Genomic DNA, 18,085 nt, shown 5'->3' on the forward strand with positions numbered 1-18,085 from the left:
AAACGTGTGGTGGGCCCCGTCGGGCTCGAACCGACGACCGGCGGATTAAAAGTCCGATGCTCTACCGACTGAGCTAGAGGCCCTGGGCGGCGCTGCTGGCCGCCCAGACAGTATGCCGCAGCCGGCCGGCCGGCTCGCATGGTGTCGACCCGCGCGTCCCCGACGAGGGGAGGCGCGCGTTGTGGCGGGCGGCGCGCGAACGTGCCGGGCACGCGGGGTCGGTCGACCCGGGTGCCCGGCACAGCGGCATACCCCGCCGGTCGGGTCAGCGGGGAACGTAGGCCTTGGGCAGGCGCATGCCGCGGTCAGCCATGAGCTGACGGACGCGGTTGGGGTAGTTGGTGATGATGCCGTCGACGCCCATGTCGATGAGGGCGTTCACCGTGTCGAGGTCGTCGCACGTCCAGGGGACGACCTTGAGCCCGCGCTGGTGGGCGGCCGACATCATCGCGGCATCGGGGTAGAAGCGGAAGCCTGCGTCGCCGACTTTGCCGTTCTGCGGGAACCCGTAGTTGGGCGACAGCGCGGTCAGACCGGGCACGGCCGCCGCAGCGGTGCGCACGAAGTCGCCGCCGAAGTCGTCGGCGTCGACGCCGCCGAGCCACGGCGAGGCGCCGGGCTTGCCGACCTGGAGGAAGTCGTAGTTGGTCAGCGCGACGAGCGGCCACGACGGTGCCAGGCGGTGCATCTCGTTGAGGGCACCCCAGTCGAACGACTGGATCGTCACCTGGTCCGCGATGCCCGAGGCGTGGATCTCCTCGAAGACGCGGCGCACGAACAGCGCTCGCGGCGCGGTCTGCTCGGGCGCCCCGGCTTCGACCTTCGTCTCGATGTTGAGCGTCACCTGCTTCGCGTCGTAGGCCTTGACGAGGTTGAGCACGTCCTTGAGCTCGACCATCCGGAAGCCCGCGACCTGCTGCTGCTCCGGGAAGCCGGGCAGCTGCTGGTAGCCGCAGTCCATCGTCTTCACCTGGGCGAGCGTGAGGTCCTTGAGGTACTTCCCGACGTAGGGGAACATCGGGTCACCGGGCGTGACCGGCGCCGTGTCGCGGCACTTCTGCGCGCTCACCTGCCGGTCGTGGTTGACGACGACCTTCTCGTCCTTGGTCACCTGCGTGTCGAGCTCGAGCGTGGTCACGCCGAGGCGCATCGCCTTGCCGAAGCCCTCGAGGGACTCCTCGGTCGTCATGCCGATGCCGCCGCGGTGGGCCTGCAGGTCGAAGTGCGTCTTCTGCGGGAGCACGGGCCCGGGCGCGGCGGTCCTTTCGCCTGCCACGGCGGAGCCGGCGGAGCCCGCGGCGCCCGCGGCGAGGGGCGCGACCAGGGCCAGGGTGGTCAGGAGGTGGCGGAGCTGCATCAGAGGTCCTCTGGGGGTGGTGGGTTCTGGCCACTCGACGCTAGGGACGCCGACCTCGGTCGTGGTGCCGTCGACGTGGCGCGACCGTGAACCGTTGCCGAACTCCGCTGAACTCGGGCGAACCGGGCACCTCTCGAGCCCCGAGGGCGTATGCCGCCGGGCCGGCCGAGGCGACCACAGCCCCGTCCCGTGGCGAGTGCACCCTGCGTTCACCCGGCGGCGATACGTTCACGGTGGTGCCCGGTGCCGCTCGGGCGTCGACCTCGTGAGGAGTACGCGTGTTGGACCCTTTGCTGGCCGGTGGACGTGCCGCTCCGCCCCGGACGCTGGTGGACGTGCTCGCCGACGTGACGTCCCGGCACCCGGAGGCTCCGGCCCTCGACGACACCAGGACGGTCCTCACCTACACGCAGCTGACCGAGCAGGCCCTGCGGATGGCCGCCGAGCTCACTGCGGCGGGCGTGCGCCGCGGTGACCGGGTCGGGGTGAGGGTGCCCTCCGGCACGACCGACCTCTACGTCGCGGTGCTCGGCATCCTGCACGCGGGCGCGGCCTACGTCCCCGTCGACGTCGACGACCCCCAGGAGCGGGCCGATCTCGTCTTCTCCGAGGCTGCCGTGGCCGCCGTCGTCGGTGCCCGGCGCCAGATCTCGGTGCCGGGGGCGAAGGGGCGGCGTCCGGCGCCTGACTCGATGTCCTCCGCTCCCGTCCGCAACGCGCCTGACGTCGGCGTCGACGACGACGCCTGGGTCATCTTCACGTCGGGGTCGACCGGGGTGCCGAAGGGCGTCGCTGTGTCGCACCGGTCGGCGGCGGCCTTCGTCGACGCGGAGTCGCGGATGTTCTTGCAGGACAGTCCGATCGGCCCCGGCGACCGGGTGCTCGCAGGACTGTCGGTCGCGTTCGACGCGTCGTGCGAGGAGATGTGGCTGGCCTGGGGCCACGGTGCCTGCCTCGTGCCCGCGCCCCGCAGCCTCGTCCGCACGGGTATGGACCTCGGCCCGTGGCTGGTGGCCCAGGACGTGTCGGTGGTGTCGACCGTGCCAACCCTGGCGGCCCTGTGGCCGGCGGAGGCACTCGAGCCGGTGCGCCTGCTCATCTTCGGGGGCGAGGCCTGTCCGCCCGACCTCGTCCAGCGGCTCGTCGCCCCCGACCGCGAGGTCTGGAACACCTACGGTCCCACCGAGGCGACGGTCGTCGCGTGCGGAGCCCGGCTCGATGGCAGCCTGCCCATCCGCATCGGCCTGCCGCTCGACGGCTGGGACCTCGCCGTCGTCGGTCCCGACGACCAGCCGGTGCCACCGGGGGAGACCGGCCAGCTGATCATCGGTGGGGTCGGGCTGGCCCGCTACCTCGACCCGGCCAAGGACGCTGAGAAGTACGCGCCGATGCCCACCCTCGGGTGGGGGCGCGCGTACCGGTCGGGAGATCTCGTGGTCAACGACCCCGAGGGCCTCGTGTTCGTCGGCCGGGCCGACGAGCAGGTCAAGCTCGGGGGCCGCCGGATCGAGCTCGGCGAGGTGGACGCCGCCCTGCAGGGCCTGCCCGGGGTCACCGGCGCGGCCGCGGCCGTCAAGACGACCCTGGCCGGCACCCAGGTGCTCGTCGGCTACGTCGTCCCCGAATCGCCGGAGTCCTTCGACCGCACCGACGCGCTCGCGAGGCTGCACGAGGAGCTCCCGGCGGCCCTCGTTCCCGTGCTCGCCCTGACGGACTCACTCCCGACGCGAACCTCAGGCAAGGTGGACCGCGCGGCGCTCCCGTGGCCCCTTCCCGGAGCATCCGACGACACGCCCAGCACCTTGACCGGCACCGCAGCATGGCTGGCGAGCAACTGGGCCGCCGTGCTCGGCACCGACGTCCGTTCGGAGGACGCCGACTTCTTCGACCACGGCGGCGGGAGCCTCTCGTCGGCCCAGCTCGTCTCCATCGTGCGCAAGCGCTACCCGACCGTCACCGTCGCCGACATCCACGCGCACCCCCGTCTCGGGGCGCAGGCGGAGCTGCTCGAGACCATGGTGCCGGCCGACGGGTCCGCGGTCGGTCGCACCGTCCGCCGCATCCCTCGCCGCAGCCAGCTCGTGCAGACCCTCGTCTCGCTCGTGCTGCTCACGGTCAAGGGAGTCCAGTGGCTGGTAGCGCTCGCGACCCTCACCGAGCTCGGCCGTCTGGCCGACCTCGTCTCCTGGTCGGTGCCCGTCTCGTGGTGGGTGCTCGGGGTGGGCTGGCTGGCCTTCATCACGCCGCTCGGGCGAATGGGCCTGTCGGCGTTGGCCGCCCGCCTGCTCCTGGCCGGCGTCAAGCCCGGCACCTACCCCCGCGGCGGACGGGTCCAGATGCGGCTCTGGGCGGCGGAACGCTTCGCTGATGCCATGGGCGCCATCACGATGGCCGGCGCACCATGGATCGTCTACTACGCCCGGCTGCTCGGCGCCTCGATCGGTCCCGGAGTCGACCTGCACTCCGTCCCGCCCGTCACCGGCATGCTGACCATCGGCTCCGGCGCGAGCATCGAGCCCGAGGTCGACCTCACCGGCTACTGGGTCGACGGCGACATGGTGCACGTGGGCCCGGTGCACATCGGTCGCGACGCCATCGTCGGGGCGCGCAGCACCATCGGCCCGGACGTCCACATCGGCCGAGGTGCCCTGGTCGAGGCCGGGTCCACGGTGCTGCGGTCGGTGCGACCCGGTCGCGTCGTCGCGGGTTCCCCGGCGGAGCGCGTCGACCGGCCCAGCCACACGACCTGGCCTGCCGAGAGGCCGCCGAACGCCCCAGCCTGGGTCGCCGTCTACGGCCTGACCGGACTGGTGCTGTCGGTCCTCCCGTTCCTGGCGCTGCTCCCCGGCCTCGCGCTCGTCGGGGGAGCGGTCGCTCGAGCCAGGAGTGGCGCGGAGGCGAGCGTGACGGCATACGCGGCGGTGCCGGTCGTGACCGTGCTCGGACTGCTCGGGCTGGCGCTGCTGACCGTCGTGCTCGTGAGGTTGCTCGGGCTCGGGCTGCGCGAGGGCTTCTACCCGGTGCGCAGCCGCGTCGGCTGGCAGGTGTGGGCCACCGAGCGCCTCCTCGACCAGGCGCGCACCCTGCTCTTCCCGATCTACGCCAGCCTGGTGACGCCGACCTGGCTGCGCGCGCTCGGCGCCCGCGTCGGCCGGGACGTCGAGGCCTCGACGGTGCTGCTCCTGCCCTCGATGACGACGGTCGCCGACGGCGCCTTCCTCGCCGACGACACCTTGGTCGCCGGCTACGAGCTCGCCCACGGCTGGGTGCGCATCGCCCCGGCCAAGATCGGCAAGCGCGCCTTCCTCGGCAACAGCGGGATGGCCGCGCCCGGCCGGCGCGTGCCGAAGCACGGTCTCGTCGCTGTCCTCTCCGCCGCGCCACAGAAGTCCAAGGCCGGGTCGAGCTGGCTCGGCAGCCCTCCCGTCCGGCTCCGACGTCCACCGCAGGGCTCGGACGACGAGCGCACGTTCGCACCGCCCTTGCGGCTCAAGGTCGTTCGCGGTCTCGTCGAGCTCTGTCGGATCGTGCCCGTCATGGTCACCGTCGCCATTGCCGTGACCGTCCTCGTCGCACTCGGGTGGCTGACGTCGACGGTCGGCCTGCTCGGCGCGGCGGCACTCGGTGGCGTGGTGCTGGCGGCGGCCGGCGCGGTCGCAGCCGCCGTCACGACCCTGGCCAAGTGGGCCGTCGTCGGTCGCATCCGCGCCGTCGAGCACCCGCTGTGGAGCTCGTTCGTGTGGCGCAACGAGGTCGTCGACACCTTCGTCGAGATGGTTGCCGGGCCCTGGTTCGCCTGGACGGCGACGGGCACGCCGGCCATCAACGTGTGGCTGCGCACGCTCGGCGCCCGGATCGGCCACGGCGTGTGGTGCGAGACGTACTGGCTGCCCGAGGCAGACCTCGTCACCCTCGGTGACGGCGTCACGGTCAACCGGGGCTGCGTCCTCCAGACGCACCTGTTCCATGATCGAATCATGAGCATGGACACGGTCACGCTCGAGGACGGAGCCACGCTCGGCCCCAACGGGGTCATCCTGCCCGCGGCGACGATCGGGACGGGCGCCACGGTCGGCCCCGGCTCGCTCGTGCTGAGGGGGGAGGCCGTTCCCGACGGCTCACGCTGGACGGGCAACCCGATCGCGCCGTGGACCAGCAGCTCCGACCCGCAGCCCCAGCCGGCCGGCAACGCCGGGACCCTCGCCTGATGGGCGGTGGTGTCACCCACGAGGCCCCGGCGCTCGCCGACCCGTACACCCCCGGTCGCGGCGACCCGGCATACGCCGTCACCCACTACGACCTCGAGCTCGACTACAAGGTGTCGAGCAACCGCCTGTCGGGGCGCGCGGTCCTCGACGTCCGCGTCGCCCAGGACACCCGCCGCCTCGTCGTCGACCTCGTCGGACTGCGGGTCAGCAAGGTCTCGGTCGGTGGGGCTGCCGCACGATGGGCCCACCGGGGAGCCCGCGTCGTCATCACGCCGGCCAGACCACTGACGCGCGGCGAGCGCACCCAGGTGACGATCACGTATGCCGGCACGCCCGGTCCCGTGGCCACGCGCTGGGGCGACGTCGGCTGGGAGGAGCTCACCGAGGGCGCGCTCGTGGCAGCGCAGCCCAACGGCGCGCCGACGTGGTTCCCGTGCAACGACCACCCACGCAACAAGGCGACCTACCGTCTGTCGTTCGAGTGCGACTCGCCCTTCGACGTCGTCGCGACCGGCGCGCTCGTCTCGAGTCGCGCGCGTGGCAGCCGCACCCGACGGGTCTTCGTGCAGGACGTCCCGATGGCCACCTACCTGGCGACCGTGCACGTGGGACGCTACGTCCGGCGCGACCTCGGGCCCGCAGCCGTGCCGGTCACGGTCGCGCTGCCTCCCGCCGTCGAGCGCCCCGTCCTGCACGACCTCGCCCGGCTGCCGCAGATGACCTTCCACTTCGGCGAGCTCTTCGGCGACTACCCGTTCGACGACTACACCGTCGTCGTCACCGCCGACGACCTCGAGATCCCCCTCGAGGCGCAGGCCCTCGCGACGTTCGGCCCGAACTGGCTCGACGGCAACCGCCGCCACGAGCGGCTCGTCGCCCACGAGCTCGCCCACCAGTGGTTCGGCAACAGCCTCACCACGGCGACGTGGGCCGACATCTGGCTCAACGAGGGCTTCGCCTGCTACGCCGAGTGGCTGTGGGCCGAGCACGCCGACGGCGTGCCCGCCCACCTCAACGCGACGACCTACTGGGCGCGGCTGTCCCGGCTGCCCCAGGACCTCCTGCTGGCCGACCCCGGTCCCGACCTCATGTTCGACGACCGCGTCTACAAGCGGGGCGCCCTGACCCTGCACGCTCTCCGCCGACGCCTCGGCGACGACGTCTTCTTCGACCTGGTGCGCGACTGGGTCGCCACCCACCGGCACGGCTCGGTGAGCACCGAGGAGTTCGTCGAGCACGCGGCCTGGCACGCGACTCGGGCGGAGGGCGAGCGCGGCGGCGACGACGTGCGACGGCTTCTCGAGGCGTGGCTGTGGACGCAACCGCTGCCCATGCTGGAGCCGCGCGCCTGAGCCGGGCCTGGACTGCGCGTGAGTCGCCCTGGCCGATCGCCTCAGTGCAACCGGACCACGAGAGGGGCGGCCACTCCCACCAGGGCCACCGCGACGGCGTGGCCATCCATGTCGGGTCCGGGGTCGACGTCGACGACCGAGACGACCGGGTGCCCGACGACGACCTCGGACGCCTGGTCGGCGGGAGGCGTGCGGATGCTCGCGGGGTCGGTGCGCAGTCCCACGCCCAGGGCCTTGAGCGCCGCCTCCTTGCGCACCCACGCGGTCACCCCGTCGATGCTCCCGCGCCCTTCAGCCCGTTCGTCCGGATGGAGCGCCACCTGCTCGAAGCCGTCGAACGAGGTCGCCCCCCGTCGCTCGACGTCGACACCGACGGGGCCGCACCCCGTGACGGCGAGGGCGACCAGGGTCGGTGTGCGACTCAGCGAGAGGTGCAGACCTGGCACGTCGAGAAGCCGCGGGCGGCCGTGCGGCGCCCCGCACGTCTCGCACGTCCGGTCGAACCGCAGGGAGGCCGGGTCGCGGTCCGCGAGTCGGCCGATCTCGTTGCGCGCCAAGGCATGCGCTGCGGCATACGAGAGTGCGCTCTTGGCGTTCGCGAAGCGGTGCCACCGCTCCAGCTCCACGGGGTCGAGCAGCGGCAGGCCGGGGGGCGCGGTGCTGCCGGTGGTGTCCGCCGGCTCACGGAGCCAGAGGTCGACGACCGCCTCAGCCCCGGAACGGCCCACGGGTGTCGGTCACCCCAGTCGCCCGCGCGCCCGCACCGGGCGCGCCGGGGGGCGGGTCGCCGCCGCTGTCACCGTCGCGGGCGGCGAAGGCGAGCCGGTCTCGGGCAGCATGCTCGACGAGCACCGGAACGAAGTCGCGCACGTGCCCGGTGAGCTGCGAGTGCGAGACGCGGACGGCTGCCTCGACCACCTCGGAGTCGAGGTCGGGAAAGCGCTCCTCGAGGCGCGCCTGCACGTCGGCCAGCGCCCTCAGCTCGTCCGTGCGGTCCACCGTTCAAGGATGAGGTCGGCGCCCGGCGCGCGCAAGCCTCCGTCCACGCCCTGCGGGGTTACGTTGACCCCATGCGCCACACGCCGTCCCGCCGCCACCGCGAGCCACGGTCGAGCCGGGGAGAGAACCGCTTCCCGCCCGCACTCGCCGTGGTGGTCGCCGCGGTGGCGTATGCCGCCCTGCCGGAGTCCCTGCTCGTGGGTCCTCGCCTGGCCATCCCCGTCGTCGAGCTCGTCCTGCTCGCAGCCCTGCTCGTCACCAACCCGCGGCGACTCGTGCGCCAGACCGCGTGGTCGCGTGCGGTGTCGATCGGGTTGGCGTGCCTCGTGATCGCGACCAACCTGCTGGCGCTCGGCATGCTCGTGTCGTCACTCGGCTCGTCGAAGGCCGGCGGCATGCCGCTCCTCGTGGCGGGCATGCAGGTGTGGCTGACCAACGTCATCGGGTTCGGCCTGCTCTTCTGGGAGATCGACCGCGGTGGCCCGGTGGCTCGGCAGACCGTGTCCCGCGATCGGCTGCCCCCCGCGGACTGGCGGTTCTCGCAGGACGAGAACCAGGACGCCGTCGAGGAGGTGGCGGCCGGGTCGAGCGTCACGACCAACTGGCGACCGCACTTCGTGGACTACCTCTACGTGTCGCTCACGAACTCCAGCGCGTTCAGCCCGACCGACACGATGCCCCTGTCGCCGCGGGCCAAGTGCCTCATGGGTCTCGAGGCGACGGCCGCGCTGCTCACGTCACTGCTCGTCGTCGCCAGAGCAATCGGGGCACTGCCCTCGGGCGGCTGACCCGTCAAGCCGGCTTCAGCCCGCTCGCCCGGTGACCCACTCCTCGAGCGTGTCGTCGTCACGTCCGTCCATCACCAGTGCCCACACGAGGACGGTCGCCGCGAAGGTGCCGACGGGCGTCTGGGAGGCCACCTCGTCGCGTACGGCCGAGAGTCCCGCAGCGTCGGCCGGCCGACGGAAGCGCAGCCGAGGAGAGCCGAGGACGGCAGCCCGCGCCGCCGCCGGCAGGTCATCGACGGTGGCCGGTCGTGCACGGGCCGCCTTGCGGCGCAAGCGCACTGCGCGCCAGCGGATGACGCCCCCGGCGCCCACGCCCACGGCGGCCGCCGCGAGCACGACGGCGACGCCCATGGCGACGCCGCTCTGCTGGGGCGGCCACTGGACGAAGACGATCACGGCGAGCGCGACGAGCACGAGTGCCACGGCGAAGGGCCAGCCGATGCGCCACCAGACCCCGTCCCGCCGCAGCCGATGCTGCTCGTAGAAGCGTGACGCCCACTCGCGCACGGCGAAGACCGGGAAGTCGCTCGGCGACAAGGGATCTCGTGTGTCGCTCAGCTGTTGCGGCCGCGTCCTGCGCGGCACCCGGTGTTCTCCCCTCACGGTGGCCCCCTGTCCCTTTTGCCCGGTTCGCCTTCAGGGTAACCAGCGGGGTGAACCGTTGCCGGGACGTCCACGTCCTCGCTTTCAGAGCCGCCGCAGGCAGGACGAGAACCGGCCGCAGCCGGGTACGGTGCAAGAGCCAACGAGATCGCAGGAGGACCCCCATGAGCCTCGACCGTCCGGTCGCCCCCAACCCCTACGAGCTGCTGCCCCAGGTGGCCTCCTTCACCGTGACGAGCGACGACGTCACCGACGGGGCGCCCCTCAAGAACGACCAGGTCGCGGCGGATGGCAACACGTCGCCGCAGCTGTCGTGGAGCGGCGCTCCCGAGGGCACGCAGAGCTACGTCGTCACGTGCTTCGACCCCGACGCGCCGACACCCTCGGGCTTCTGGCACTGGGTGCTGGTCGACCTGCCGGCCGACGTGACCTCACTCGACACGGGTGCGGCGGCAGCAGGCCTGCCCGGCAAGGCCTTCCACGTGCGCAATGACGGCGGCGAGGCCGGCTTCATGGGCGCGGCCCCGCCGGAGGGCGACATGCCGCACCGCTACTTCTTCGTCGTGCACGCGGTGTCCGAGCCGACCCTGGGCGTCGACGACTCGGTGTCACCCGCGGTCGTCTCGTTCAACCTGGCCTTCAAGACTTTGGCTCGGGCCGTCCTGCACGGGACCTACCAGCACTGACCGCCATCGGCGCGGCAGCCCTCGCCCTCCGGGCTGCCGCGTTCCGAGGGTCCAGCGGTCAGGCGCTGAGCAGCTCTGCCGAACCGAGCTGGCCACGCAGCTCCGCGAGGATGCGACGGAGCAGCCGGCTGACCTGCATCGCGCTCAGGCCCATCGTCTCGGCGATCTCGGCCTGCGTCATGTCGTGACCGAAGCGCAGCTCGATGATGCGCTGCTCACGGGCGGGCAGCCGCATGAGGGCCGTGCGCACGACGATGCCCTCGTCGCGGGCGGGGTCGGAGTCGTGGTCGGCGCGGGCGTCGACGAGGTCGAGAACCGGTCGGCCACCCTCGGTCGTGGTGGCGTCGAGCGAGGCCGGACGCAGGTTGGTCGAGGCGACCTGCGCCTCCTTGACCTCCTCGAGGGTGAGGCCGAGGGCGTGGGCGATGTCGGCGTGGTCGGGCTCGTGCCCCAGCTGCTGTTCGAGCCTGGTGCGTGCATCGGCCACCACCTGACGGCGCTCCTGCAGGCCGCGCGGCGGACGGACCAGCCAGCCGTGGTCGCGGAAGTGGCGGCGCAGCTCGCCGGTGATGGTCGGCGTGGCGTACGCGCCGAACTCGGTGGGCTGGGCGAGGTCGAAGCGCTGGATCGCCTTCAGCAACGCGAGGAATGCGACCTGCTCGAGGTCCTCGCGGTCGAGGCCCTTACCGGAGTAGCGGTGGGCCAGGGACCGTGCCAGCGGCATGTGCAGGCGGGTCACGGCCTCGAGAGCCTGCGTGCGCTCGCCCTCCGACGAGGAGGTGCGGGCCGTGGCGATGAGCTCACGGGTGCGGGCGTCCTTGCGGGGTCCGTGCGACGGGTCAGTCATGACAGCTCCATCCAGAGTGGGTGGCGGCGCTTTCTTGACCGACACCGAAACCCTAGACAAAGACTCAACGTTGCACAAGGGCTGGACAGGAAATTCATCCTTGTCCAATGTCCGGGGTGGTGCCGCCTCGTCGGTGTCGCCACTGTCGTCGGTGTCGTCGGTGTCGGGGTTTAGCCTGCAGGGATGACCGAGAGCGAGCATCGCGCCCACCGGCGGCCCGCCTTCTTCAGCGAGTCCGCGCTCGAGGCGCACGGGCCCGCGTACGACCCGACCGAGCAGATCCACGTCGCCCACGAGACGGCGCTGGCCCTCGTCCATGCCGGTCGCGCCGCCGCTGACCCGGCCGTCACGCAGAAGCTCGTCGCCCTCGTCGACGACATCGGCCTCTCGACGCTCGCCGAGCTCTGGTCCCAGCGGCCGGCCCGCTCCCTGCCCGGGGCGCTCTGGCGGCTCTACGTCCTGCGCGAGTGGGTGCAGCGCGCCCCCGACGACGCCAGCCGCGAGTACGCCGCCGGCATCCGCTTCACCGGTCCCAACCACGCCGTCGCAGGGGCCGCCGAGCCGCCCGGACCCCAGGAGATGGGAAGGGTCATCGACGAGGTGATGCGCGGCGTCTTCGAGGGAGACCTCGCCGTCGCCCTCGAGCGGGCAGCGGCCTTCTGCCGCGTGGTGTCCGCCGGACGCGCCGACACCTCGTCGGGCGACGACACCGCCGAGCAGGCGGCCAACGTCCTCGTCATGGCCGAGGACCTCACGGTGTGCGCCCGCCTGTGGCGCGCCGACTCGCTCGACTGACGCGCAGGCCCGTCTGCCACCAGTTTCTGCGATGTTCTTTGGTGATCCGTTCGGGTCGATCTATCCTTGACGCGCGTCGGGTCGCGGTAGCCCCGGGTCCCAAATTCAGCCGCTACGAGCGGCCCAGTGCCGAGAGGCGCTCCCGGCCCGACGCAACTTCCTCGCACAGCGTGGCACCCGGTCGTGCCTGCTTCCCTCCCGCTCCACAGCGTGGCTCGGACCCTCAGGCACGCTCCGGGACGTCAGTGCACCCCTGTCCCAGGTCTGTCCGGGGCGCGTGCAGTGTCTGTCGAGGCGAGGACCCATCTCGTTCGGCCCTTCACCACACGGGCCCAGCGCAGGTGCCTACAGTGATCTCATGACGCCCGAGGAGGAACGCTCCGGAGACCTGCTCGATGTCGCACTGGCCGATGAGATCGAGCTCGTCAGCGACCTGGTCGTCGCTGCGTCATCCAGCCCACGCCACTTCACCCCCGACGAGGTCGACGACCTGCTCGGCATCACGGGTGGGGCCGCGGCCGCGAGCCCGTCGGGCACCGCTCCCGCCTGACCGCCGCCGCTTCCGTCGGCCGGCCGGCCAACGCCGGGCGAACGGCGGATGACCGCCGGGTTGCGTCCGGGTCCCTACTACGCCGTAGCATCGTCCCCGGCCCAGCCGCCGATCGACCGGAGCAACCTCGTGGGTTTTCGCCTCACACCCCAGGACACGAGCTTTTTCACTCTTTTCACCTCATCCGCCGAGCTGCTCGTCGAGGCGACCCGGGAGCTGACTCGCTTCCTCGAGGTCGAGCCCTCGAAGCGACAGGCTGTCGCCGACCGGCTCAAGGAGCTCGAGCACGCTGCGGACGACGCCACGCACGAGCTGATCAACAAGGTGAACACCTCGTTCATCACCCCGTTCGACCGCGAGGACATCCACAACCTCGCCGCGTCCCTCGACGACTGCATGGACTTCATCGAGGAGACCGCCGACCTCATCGTGCTCTACCGCCTCGGTGAGATCCCCGAGGGCCTCGCCGACCAGTTCGAGATCCTCGCCCGCATGGCCGAGGTCACGGCCGAGGCGATGCCCCGCCTGCGCTCGCTCAAGGACCTGAAGAGCTACTGGATCGAGATCAACCGCCTCGAGAACCAGGCCGACTCACTGCACCGCAAGCAGGTCGCCGCGCTCTTCAACAACGCCCACGACGCCATCGACGTCATCAAGATCAAGGCCATCGTCGACGGGTTCGAGAACGCCGCCGATGCGTTCGAGAAGGTGGCCCACGTCGTCGAGGGCATCGCCGTCAAGGAGTCCTGACCCCCTGATGGACACGACCATCCCCGTCCTCGGGGTCGGTGCGGTCATCGCACTGGCCATGGGCTTCAACTACACCAACGGCTTCCACGACGCGGCCAACGCGATCGCGACCTCCGTCTCGACCCGGGCGCTGACACCGCGCGTGGCGCTCGGCATGGCGGCCATCGCCAACCTCTTCGGCGCCTTCTTCGGCACCAAGGTGGCCAAGACGATCGGCTCGGGCATCATCGAGCAGCCGCAGGGCGTCAACGGTCTCTGGCTCGTTGCCTCGGCCCTCGTCGGTGCCATCGGGTGGAACCTGCTGACGTGGTGGTTCGGCCTGCCGTCGTCGTCGTCGCACGCCCTCATCGGTGGTCTCGGCGGGGCCGCCCTCGTCGCGGGCGTGGTCGTGAAGTGGGCCGTCATCTGGGAGAAGGTCATCATCCCGATGATCGTCTCCCCGGTCATCGGCCTGCTGCTCGGCTACCTCGTCATGACCGCGATCCTCTGGATGTTCCGCAACGCCAACCCCGGACGCGTGTCACGCGGGTTCCGCACGGCCCAGACGGCCTCGGCGGCCGCGATGGCGTTCGGCCACGGCCTCCAGGACGCCGCCAAGACCGCGGGTGTGGTCGTGCTTGCCCTCAACATCTCGGGACACCACACCGACGACTCGATCCCGCTGTGGGTCCTCGTGCTCTCGGCTGCCGTCATCTCCCTCGGAACGTATGCCGGTGGGTGGCGCATCATGCGCACGCTGGGCCGTCGGATCATCCACATGACGCCTCCGCAGGGCTTCGCGGCCGAGACGACGGCCGCGGCCATCCTCTACGTCGCCGGGCTCGCCTTCGGGGCCCCCATCTCGACGACCCACACCATCACGTCGTCGATCATGGGTGTGGGCGCCACGAAGCGCCTCTCAGCCGTGCGGTGGGGCGTGGCCGGCAACATCGTCGGCGCGTGGGTGCTCACCTTCCCCGGCGCCGGCCTCGTCGCCGTCGTCGCCTGGTACATCACGTCGATCTTCCGCTGAGCGTCCGCCCGAAGGGCATCGAAAAAGCAATCCGTCCGCGTTCCGCACGAGGTAGAACCCCGCGCGGAGGCGGACGGATTGCTTGTGAGCCGTGGTTGAGAGACGCCGCCCGGATGTCAGCCGAAGCGGCCGGAGATGTAGTCCTCGGTGGCCTGCTCGGTCGGGTTGTTGAAGATCCGCGTCGTGTCGTCGACCTCGATGAGGCGGCCCGGCTCACCGGTCGCCTTGAGGTTGAAGAAGGCGGTGCGGTCGGACACGCGCGCGGCCTGCTGCATGTTGTGGGTGACGATGACGATCGTGTAGTCGTTCTTGAGCTCGTTGATGAGGTCCTCGATGGCGAGCGTCGAGATCGGGTCGAGCGCCGAGCACGGCTCGTCCATGAGCAGCACCTGCGGCTGCACCGCGATGGCGCGGGCGATGCAGAGGCGCTGCTGCTGACCGCCGGAGAGGCCGGCGCCCGGCTTGTTCAGGCGGTCCTTGACCTCGTTCCAGAGGTTGGCGCCCTTGAGCGAGCCCTCGACGATGCCGTCGAGCGTCTTCTTGTTCTTGACCCCGTTGAGGCGCAGGCCGGCCGCAACGTTGTCGTAGATCGACATCGTCGGGAACGGGTTCGGCCGCTGGAAGACCATGCCGACGGTGCGGCGCACGGTCACGGGGTCCATCGAGGCGGCATACAGGTCCTGGTCGTCGAGCATGACCTTGCCCTCGACCCGGCCGCCGGGGATCACCTCGTGCATGCGGTTCAGGGTGCGCAGGAAGGTCGACTTGCCGCAGCCCGAAGGCCCGATGAAGGCCGTGACGGACCGGGGCTCGACCGTCATCGAGACGCCCTCGACGGCCTTGAAGGAGCCGTAGTAGACGTTGAGGTCGCTGACGTCGATTCGCTTTGCCATCGAAAGGCTTCTCTTTCTCTTACTTCTTGACCGCGTTGAAGTGGGCGACCACGCGGCCGATCACGTTGAGCAGCAGGACGAGGAGGATCAGGGTGAGCGCGGCACCCCACATGCGCTCGGCGGCCGCCGCGAGGGCGAGGTCGCCGCGGTCCTGGTTGATCATCATCGGCAGGGTGGGGAAGTTGCCGTTGAAGAGGTCGCGCTGGAAGTTCTTCGTGTACGGCGCGAGGATCAGCAGCGGGGCCGTCTCGCCCATGACGCGGGCGACGCCCAGCAGCACGCCGGTGATGATGCCCGAGAAGGCCGTGCGCAGGACGACCTTGACGACGGTCACCCACTTCGGCACGCCGAGCGCGTACGCCGCCTCGCGCAGCTCGTTCGGGACGAGCTTGAGCATCTCCTCGGTCGACCGCACGATGACGGGGATCATGAGCAGGACGAGGGCCAGCGAGGCGGCGAAGCCCGACTGCCGCAGGCCGAGGGTCGTGACGACGACGGCGTAGATGAAGAGGCCGGCGACGATCGACGGGATGCCCGAGAGGATGTCGACCATGAAGCTGATCGCCTTGGCGAGCGGTCCCCGACCGTACTCGACGAGGTAGACGGCCGTCATGATGCCGATCGGCACCGCGATGATGGTCGTCATGCCGACCATCTCGAGCGTGCCCTCGATGGCGTGACGCGCGCCGCCGCCGAAGTCGGCGGAGTTGATGTTGCGCTGGTTGCCGGTCCACCACGTGGCGGAGCCGAGCATGTGGACGCCCTTGGCGACGACGGTCGACAGGATCCAGACGAGGGGGACCATGGCCAGGCCGAAGGCGAGCCACATGACGACCCGCGCCACGACGTCCTTGACGGCGCGGGCGCGGTGCGGGTTGTCCATCTCGCGGAGCGCGTCGCTGCCACGCTTGCCACCGGGCGGCGCGGCGTCGGGCGTGACGCCGTCGGCGGGCCCGCGGCTCTCGGTCACCGTGCTCATTCGCTGAAGGCCTTCCTGCGCTCGATGACGATCCGGGCGATGCTGTTGACGACGAAGGTCAGCACGAACAGCACGAGACCGGCCGCGATGTAGGCGCCCGTCTTGCTCGGGTTGCTGAACTCGGAGGCGTTGTTGGCGATCTTCGAGGCGAACGTCTCGCCACCGTTGAAGAGCGACCACGTCCACGTGGCGCCATCGGGGAGGGCGGAGACGAGGAAGGTGACGGCGATCGTCTCGCCGAGCGCGCGTCCGAGGGCGAGCATGGCCGCCGAGATGACGCCCGGCTTGCCGAAGGGCAGCACCGCGGTGCGGATCATCTCCCACTGCGTGGCGCCGAGGGCCAGTGCGCCCTCCTTGTGCGTGGCGGGCGTCTGGGCGAAGACCTCGCGCGACAGCGCGGTGACGATGGGCAGGACCATGATGGCGAGGACGACGCCGATGAAGGCGATGGTGCCACCGGTGATGCCGGCAGTTCCGAAGAGCGGGAACCAGCCCAGAGTGTCCTCGACCCACTGCTGGACCGGCTTCCACACGGGGAAGAAGACGATCAGGCCCCACAGGCCGTAGACGATGGAGGGCACGGCGGCGAGCAGGTCGACGAGGCCGGCGGCTGGCCGGCGCATCCACACCGGGGCGTACTGGGTGAGGAAGAGCGCGACGGCGACGCCGACGGGCACCGCGATCAGCATGGCGATCGTCGAGGCGGCGACCGTGGTCCAGAGGAACTCGAGGATGCCGAACGCCGGCTTGTCACCGCCGGGCGCCCACACGCGGCTCGTGAAGAAGTTCTCCGAGTTGTTCGTCAGGGCAGGGACGGCCTGCACGACGAGGAACACCGCGATGAGGGTGACGATCGCGATGACGAGCACGCCCGAGAACGTGGCGAAGCCGCCGAACAGGCGGTCACCCAGGCGTCCGGTGGAGGTGCGGTCGCCCCGGACCGGCTTGCCGCCGTCGGGGCCGGGAAGCTCGTCCGCGGCAGATACACCTGTCACTGTCGACACGTGGGCCTCTTCCTTGTAGAGGGAGAACTGGCGCAAGGGCGGACGCCGAGTGCGGCGCCCGCCCCTGCATTGTGGGCTGGTCCGGTGTGATCCGGACCAGCCGGACGGTGGATCAGGAGATCGCGTCGACCGCGGTCTTCACCTTCGTGGCGACCTCGGCCGGCAGCGGGGCGTAGCCCTGCGCGGCGAGGCCCTTCTGCGTCGCGTCGGAGGCGAAGGACTTGAGAAAGGACTTGACCTTCTTGCCCGTCGCGGCGTCGGCGTACTTGGAGCAGACGACCTCGTAGGTCACGAGGACGATCGGGTACGCGCCGGCCTCCTTGGTGGCGTAGTCGATCTTGAGCGCGAGGTCGTTGCCCGTGCCCGTCTGCTTGGCGGTCGCGACGGTCTTGCCGGCCGACTCGGCGGTCAGCTCGACCGGGCCGGCGCCCGTGTCGATCTGGGCCATGGGGAGCTGGTTCTGCTGCGCGTAGGAGAGCTCGACGTAGGTGATGCCGCCGTCCTGGCCCTTCGTCGCGGTGGCGACACCAGCCGACTTCTCCTTGCCCTCGCCCTTGCCGGTCCACTTCTTGCCGGTCTCGTAGGACCAGGCGTCGGGGGCGGCGGCCTTGAGGTACTTGGTGAAGTTCTCGGTCGTGCCCGACTCGTCGGAGCGGAAGAAGACCTTGATCGCGGTCGAGGGCAGCGTGACGCCCTTGTTGAGCGCGGCGATGGCCGGGTCGTTCCAGGCCGTGATCTTGCCGTCGAAGATCTTGGCAGCGACCTCGGCGTTGAGCACGAGCTTGTCGACGCCCTTGACGTTGTAGGCGATCGCGATCGGGCCGGTGACCATGGGCAGGTTCCACGCCTCGGAGCCACAGGCCTGCTTGGCGGCGTCGGACTCGACGACGCCGTCCTTCGGCACCGTCTTGAGCGCCGAGTCGGAGCCGGCGAAGTCGACCTGCTTGGCGATGAACTGCTTGATGCCGGCGCCGGAGCCGGTGGGCTGGTAGTCGATCGTGGCGTCGGAGCAGGCCGTCTGGTAGGCCTTGATCGCCTCGTCGATGGCGTTCTTCTGGGCCGAGGAGCCCTCGGCCTTGAGATCGCCGGAGAAGCAGTCGCCGGCAGCCGCGGAGGTACCGCCGGCGGCGCCCGTCGAGTCGGCGCCGGGCTGGGCGCCGTTGTTCTCGGATGCGCAGGCAGAGAGCGCAAGAGCGCCGGACAGGGCGATGGCGCCGAGAGCGCTGATACGCGAAACAGACACGAGTGTGTTCCCTCTCGAA

At 70.9% G+C, this 18,085-nt stretch carries 17 protein-coding genes and 1 tRNA gene; 8 read left to right on the forward strand and 10 right to left on the reverse strand.

What is annotated here, in order from left to right:
• Positions 1-7 precede the first annotated feature (7 nt).
• Both AB4091_RS00195 and AB4091_RS00200 read right to left on the reverse strand, forming a co-directional pair.
• Positions 8-83: transfer RNA gene (locus AB4091_RS00195), tRNA-Lys, on the reverse strand.
• A gap of 182 nt (positions 84-265) precedes the next feature.
• Positions 266-1,357: a glycerophosphodiester phosphodiesterase family protein gene (locus AB4091_RS00200; RefSeq protein ID WP_442289717.1), complete on the reverse strand. Its 1,092-nt coding sequence runs from the start codon at positions 1,355-1,357 to the stop codon at positions 266-268.
• A gap of 278 nt (positions 1,358-1,635) precedes the next feature.
• On the opposite strand from AB4091_RS00200, the gene AB4091_RS00205 reads away from it, so the two are divergent.
• A complete protein-coding gene (locus AB4091_RS00205; RefSeq protein WP_442289718.1) occupies positions 1,636-5,565 on the forward strand; it encodes a Pls/PosA family non-ribosomal peptide synthetase in 3,930 nt (1,309 codons plus the stop codon).
• On the forward strand, positions 5,565-6,917 hold the full coding sequence (locus AB4091_RS00210) for a M1 family metallopeptidase (protein WP_442289719.1): 1,353 nt from the start codon (positions 5,565-5,567) through the stop codon (positions 6,915-6,917). The genes AB4091_RS00205 and AB4091_RS00210 overlap by 1 nt, the downstream gene beginning before the upstream one ends.
• 41 nt (positions 6,918-6,958) lie before the next feature.
• Here AB4091_RS00210 and AB4091_RS00215 read toward each other — a convergent pair whose 3' ends face one another.
• Both AB4091_RS00215 and AB4091_RS00220 read right to left on the reverse strand, forming a co-directional pair.
• Positions 6,959-7,645, reverse strand: coding sequence for a 4'-phosphopantetheinyl transferase family protein (locus tag AB4091_RS00215; protein WP_442289720.1), 687 nt, complete (start codon positions 7,643-7,645; stop codon positions 6,959-6,961).
• A complete protein-coding gene (locus AB4091_RS00220; protein WP_442289721.1) occupies positions 7,626-7,916 on the reverse strand; it encodes a three-helix bundle dimerization domain-containing protein in 291 nt (96 codons plus the stop codon). Before AB4091_RS00220 ends, AB4091_RS00215 begins: the two co-directional genes overlap by 20 nt.
• 71 nt (positions 7,917-7,987) lie before the next feature.
• Between AB4091_RS00220 and AB4091_RS00225 the strand changes: the two genes are divergently transcribed.
• Positions 7,988-8,704, forward strand: a complete 717-nt coding sequence (locus AB4091_RS00225) for a hypothetical protein (RefSeq protein WP_442289722.1) — start codon at positions 7,988-7,990, stop codon at positions 8,702-8,704.
• Positions 8,705-8,719: 15 nt separating this feature from the next.
• On the opposite strand, the gene AB4091_RS00230 is transcribed toward AB4091_RS00225, so the two are convergent.
• Positions 8,720-9,241: a hypothetical protein gene (locus tag AB4091_RS00230; protein ID WP_442289723.1), complete on the reverse strand. Its 522-nt coding sequence runs from the start codon at positions 9,239-9,241 to the stop codon at positions 8,720-8,722.
• Positions 9,242-9,471: 230 nt separating this feature from the next.
• Here AB4091_RS00230 and AB4091_RS00235 point away from each other — a divergent pair, with 230 nt between their 5' ends.
• Positions 9,472-9,993, forward strand: coding sequence for a YbhB/YbcL family Raf kinase inhibitor-like protein (locus AB4091_RS00235; protein ID WP_442289724.1), 522 nt, complete (start codon positions 9,472-9,474; stop codon positions 9,991-9,993).
• Positions 9,994-10,051: 58 nt separating this feature from the next.
• Here the strand turns inward: AB4091_RS00235 and AB4091_RS00240 are convergent, their stop codons facing one another.
• Positions 10,052-10,840, reverse strand: coding sequence for a sigma-70 family RNA polymerase sigma factor (locus AB4091_RS00240; protein WP_442289725.1), 789 nt, complete (start codon positions 10,838-10,840; stop codon positions 10,052-10,054).
• 183 nt (positions 10,841-11,023) lie between these two features.
• Here AB4091_RS00240 and AB4091_RS00245 point away from each other — a divergent pair, with 183 nt between their 5' ends.
• The 4 genes from AB4091_RS00245 (at position 11,024) to AB4091_RS00260 (ending at position 13,947) form a co-directional block, all read left to right on the forward strand.
• On the forward strand, positions 11,024-11,635 hold the full coding sequence (locus AB4091_RS00245) for a hypothetical protein (RefSeq protein ID WP_442289726.1): 612 nt from the start codon (positions 11,024-11,026) through the stop codon (positions 11,633-11,635).
• 358 nt (positions 11,636-11,993) lie between these two features.
• Complete coding sequence (locus tag AB4091_RS00250) at positions 11,994-12,185, forward strand: hypothetical protein (RefSeq protein WP_442289727.1); 192 nt, start codon at positions 11,994-11,996, stop codon at positions 12,183-12,185.
• Between the two features lie 129 nt (positions 12,186-12,314).
• Positions 12,315-12,935 carry a DUF47 domain-containing protein gene (locus AB4091_RS00255; protein ID WP_442290284.1) on the forward strand — a complete coding sequence of 207 codons (621 nt, stop codon included), beginning with the start codon at positions 12,315-12,317 and terminating at the stop codon, positions 12,933-12,935.
• A gap of 7 nt (positions 12,936-12,942) precedes the next feature.
• Positions 12,943-13,947 (forward strand): anion permease, encoded by a 1,005-nt coding sequence (locus tag AB4091_RS00260; protein ID WP_442289728.1) that lies wholly within the window; start codon positions 12,943-12,945, stop codon positions 13,945-13,947.
• A 116-nt stretch (positions 13,948-14,063) separates the two neighbouring features.
• Here the strand turns inward: AB4091_RS00260 and pstB are convergent, their stop codons facing one another.
• The 4 genes from pstB to pstS all read right to left on the reverse strand — a co-directional run bounded on the left by pstB (position 14,064) and on the right by pstS (position 18,066).
• A complete protein-coding gene (pstB, locus tag AB4091_RS00265) occupies positions 14,064-14,840 on the reverse strand; it encodes a phosphate ABC transporter ATP-binding protein PstB (RefSeq protein ID WP_442289729.1) in 777 nt (258 codons plus the stop codon).
• Between the two features lie 19 nt (positions 14,841-14,859).
• Positions 14,860-15,819, reverse strand: coding sequence for a phosphate ABC transporter permease PstA (pstA, locus tag AB4091_RS00270; protein ID WP_442289730.1), 960 nt, complete (start codon positions 15,817-15,819; stop codon positions 14,860-14,862).
• Positions 15,816-16,823: a phosphate ABC transporter permease subunit PstC gene (gene pstC, locus AB4091_RS00275; protein WP_442289731.1), complete on the reverse strand. Its 1,008-nt coding sequence runs from the start codon at positions 16,821-16,823 to the stop codon at positions 15,816-15,818. The genes pstA and pstC overlap by 4 nt, the downstream gene beginning before the upstream one ends.
• Before the next feature lie 112 nt (positions 16,824-16,935).
• Complete coding sequence (pstS, locus tag AB4091_RS00280; RefSeq protein WP_442289732.1) at positions 16,936-18,066, reverse strand: phosphate ABC transporter substrate-binding protein PstS; 1,131 nt, start codon at positions 18,064-18,066, stop codon at positions 16,936-16,938.
• Positions 18,067-18,085: the final 19 nt, after the last annotated feature.

It is taken from the genome of Terrabacter sp. 2RAF25 (genome assembly GCF_052115265.1).
In the GTDB taxonomy this organism is placed as follows: domain Bacteria; phylum Actinomycetota; class Actinomycetes; order Actinomycetales; family Dermatophilaceae; genus Terrabacter.

Excerpts from the sequence above, each read along its gene's own strand:
- AB4091_RS00260 (WP_442289728.1), top strand. The coding sequence starts at position 12,943 with ATGGACACGACCATCCCCGTCCTCGGGGTCGGTGCGGTCATCGCACTG.
- AB4091_RS00245 (WP_442289726.1), top strand. The coding sequence starts at position 11,024 with ATGACCGAGAGCGAGCATCGCGCCCACCGGCGGCCCGCCTTCTTCAGC.
- AB4091_RS00210 (WP_442289719.1), top strand. The coding sequence starts at position 5,565 with ATGGGCGGTGGTGTCACCCACGAGGCCCCGGCGCTCGCCGACCCGTAC.
- pstA (WP_442289730.1), bottom strand. The coding sequence starts at position 15,819 with ATGAGCACGGTGACCGAGAGCCGCGGGCCCGCCGACGGCGTCACGCCC.
- AB4091_RS00200 (WP_442289717.1), bottom strand. The coding sequence starts at position 1,357 with ATGCAGCTCCGCCACCTCCTGACCACCCTGGCCCTGGTCGCGCCCCTC.
- AB4091_RS00240 (WP_442289725.1), bottom strand. The coding sequence starts at position 10,840 with ATGACTGACCCGTCGCACGGACCCCGCAAGGACGCCCGCACCCGTGAG.
- AB4091_RS00250 (WP_442289727.1), top strand. The coding sequence starts at position 11,994 with ATGACGCCCGAGGAGGAACGCTCCGGAGACCTGCTCGATGTCGCACTG.
- pstB (WP_442289729.1), bottom strand. The coding sequence starts at position 14,840 with ATGGCAAAGCGAATCGACGTCAGCGACCTCAACGTCTACTACGGCTCC.
- AB4091_RS00235 (WP_442289724.1), top strand. The coding sequence starts at position 9,472 with ATGAGCCTCGACCGTCCGGTCGCCCCCAACCCCTACGAGCTGCTGCCC.
- AB4091_RS00225 (WP_442289722.1), top strand. The coding sequence starts at position 7,988 with ATGCGCCACACGCCGTCCCGCCGCCACCGCGAGCCACGGTCGAGCCGG.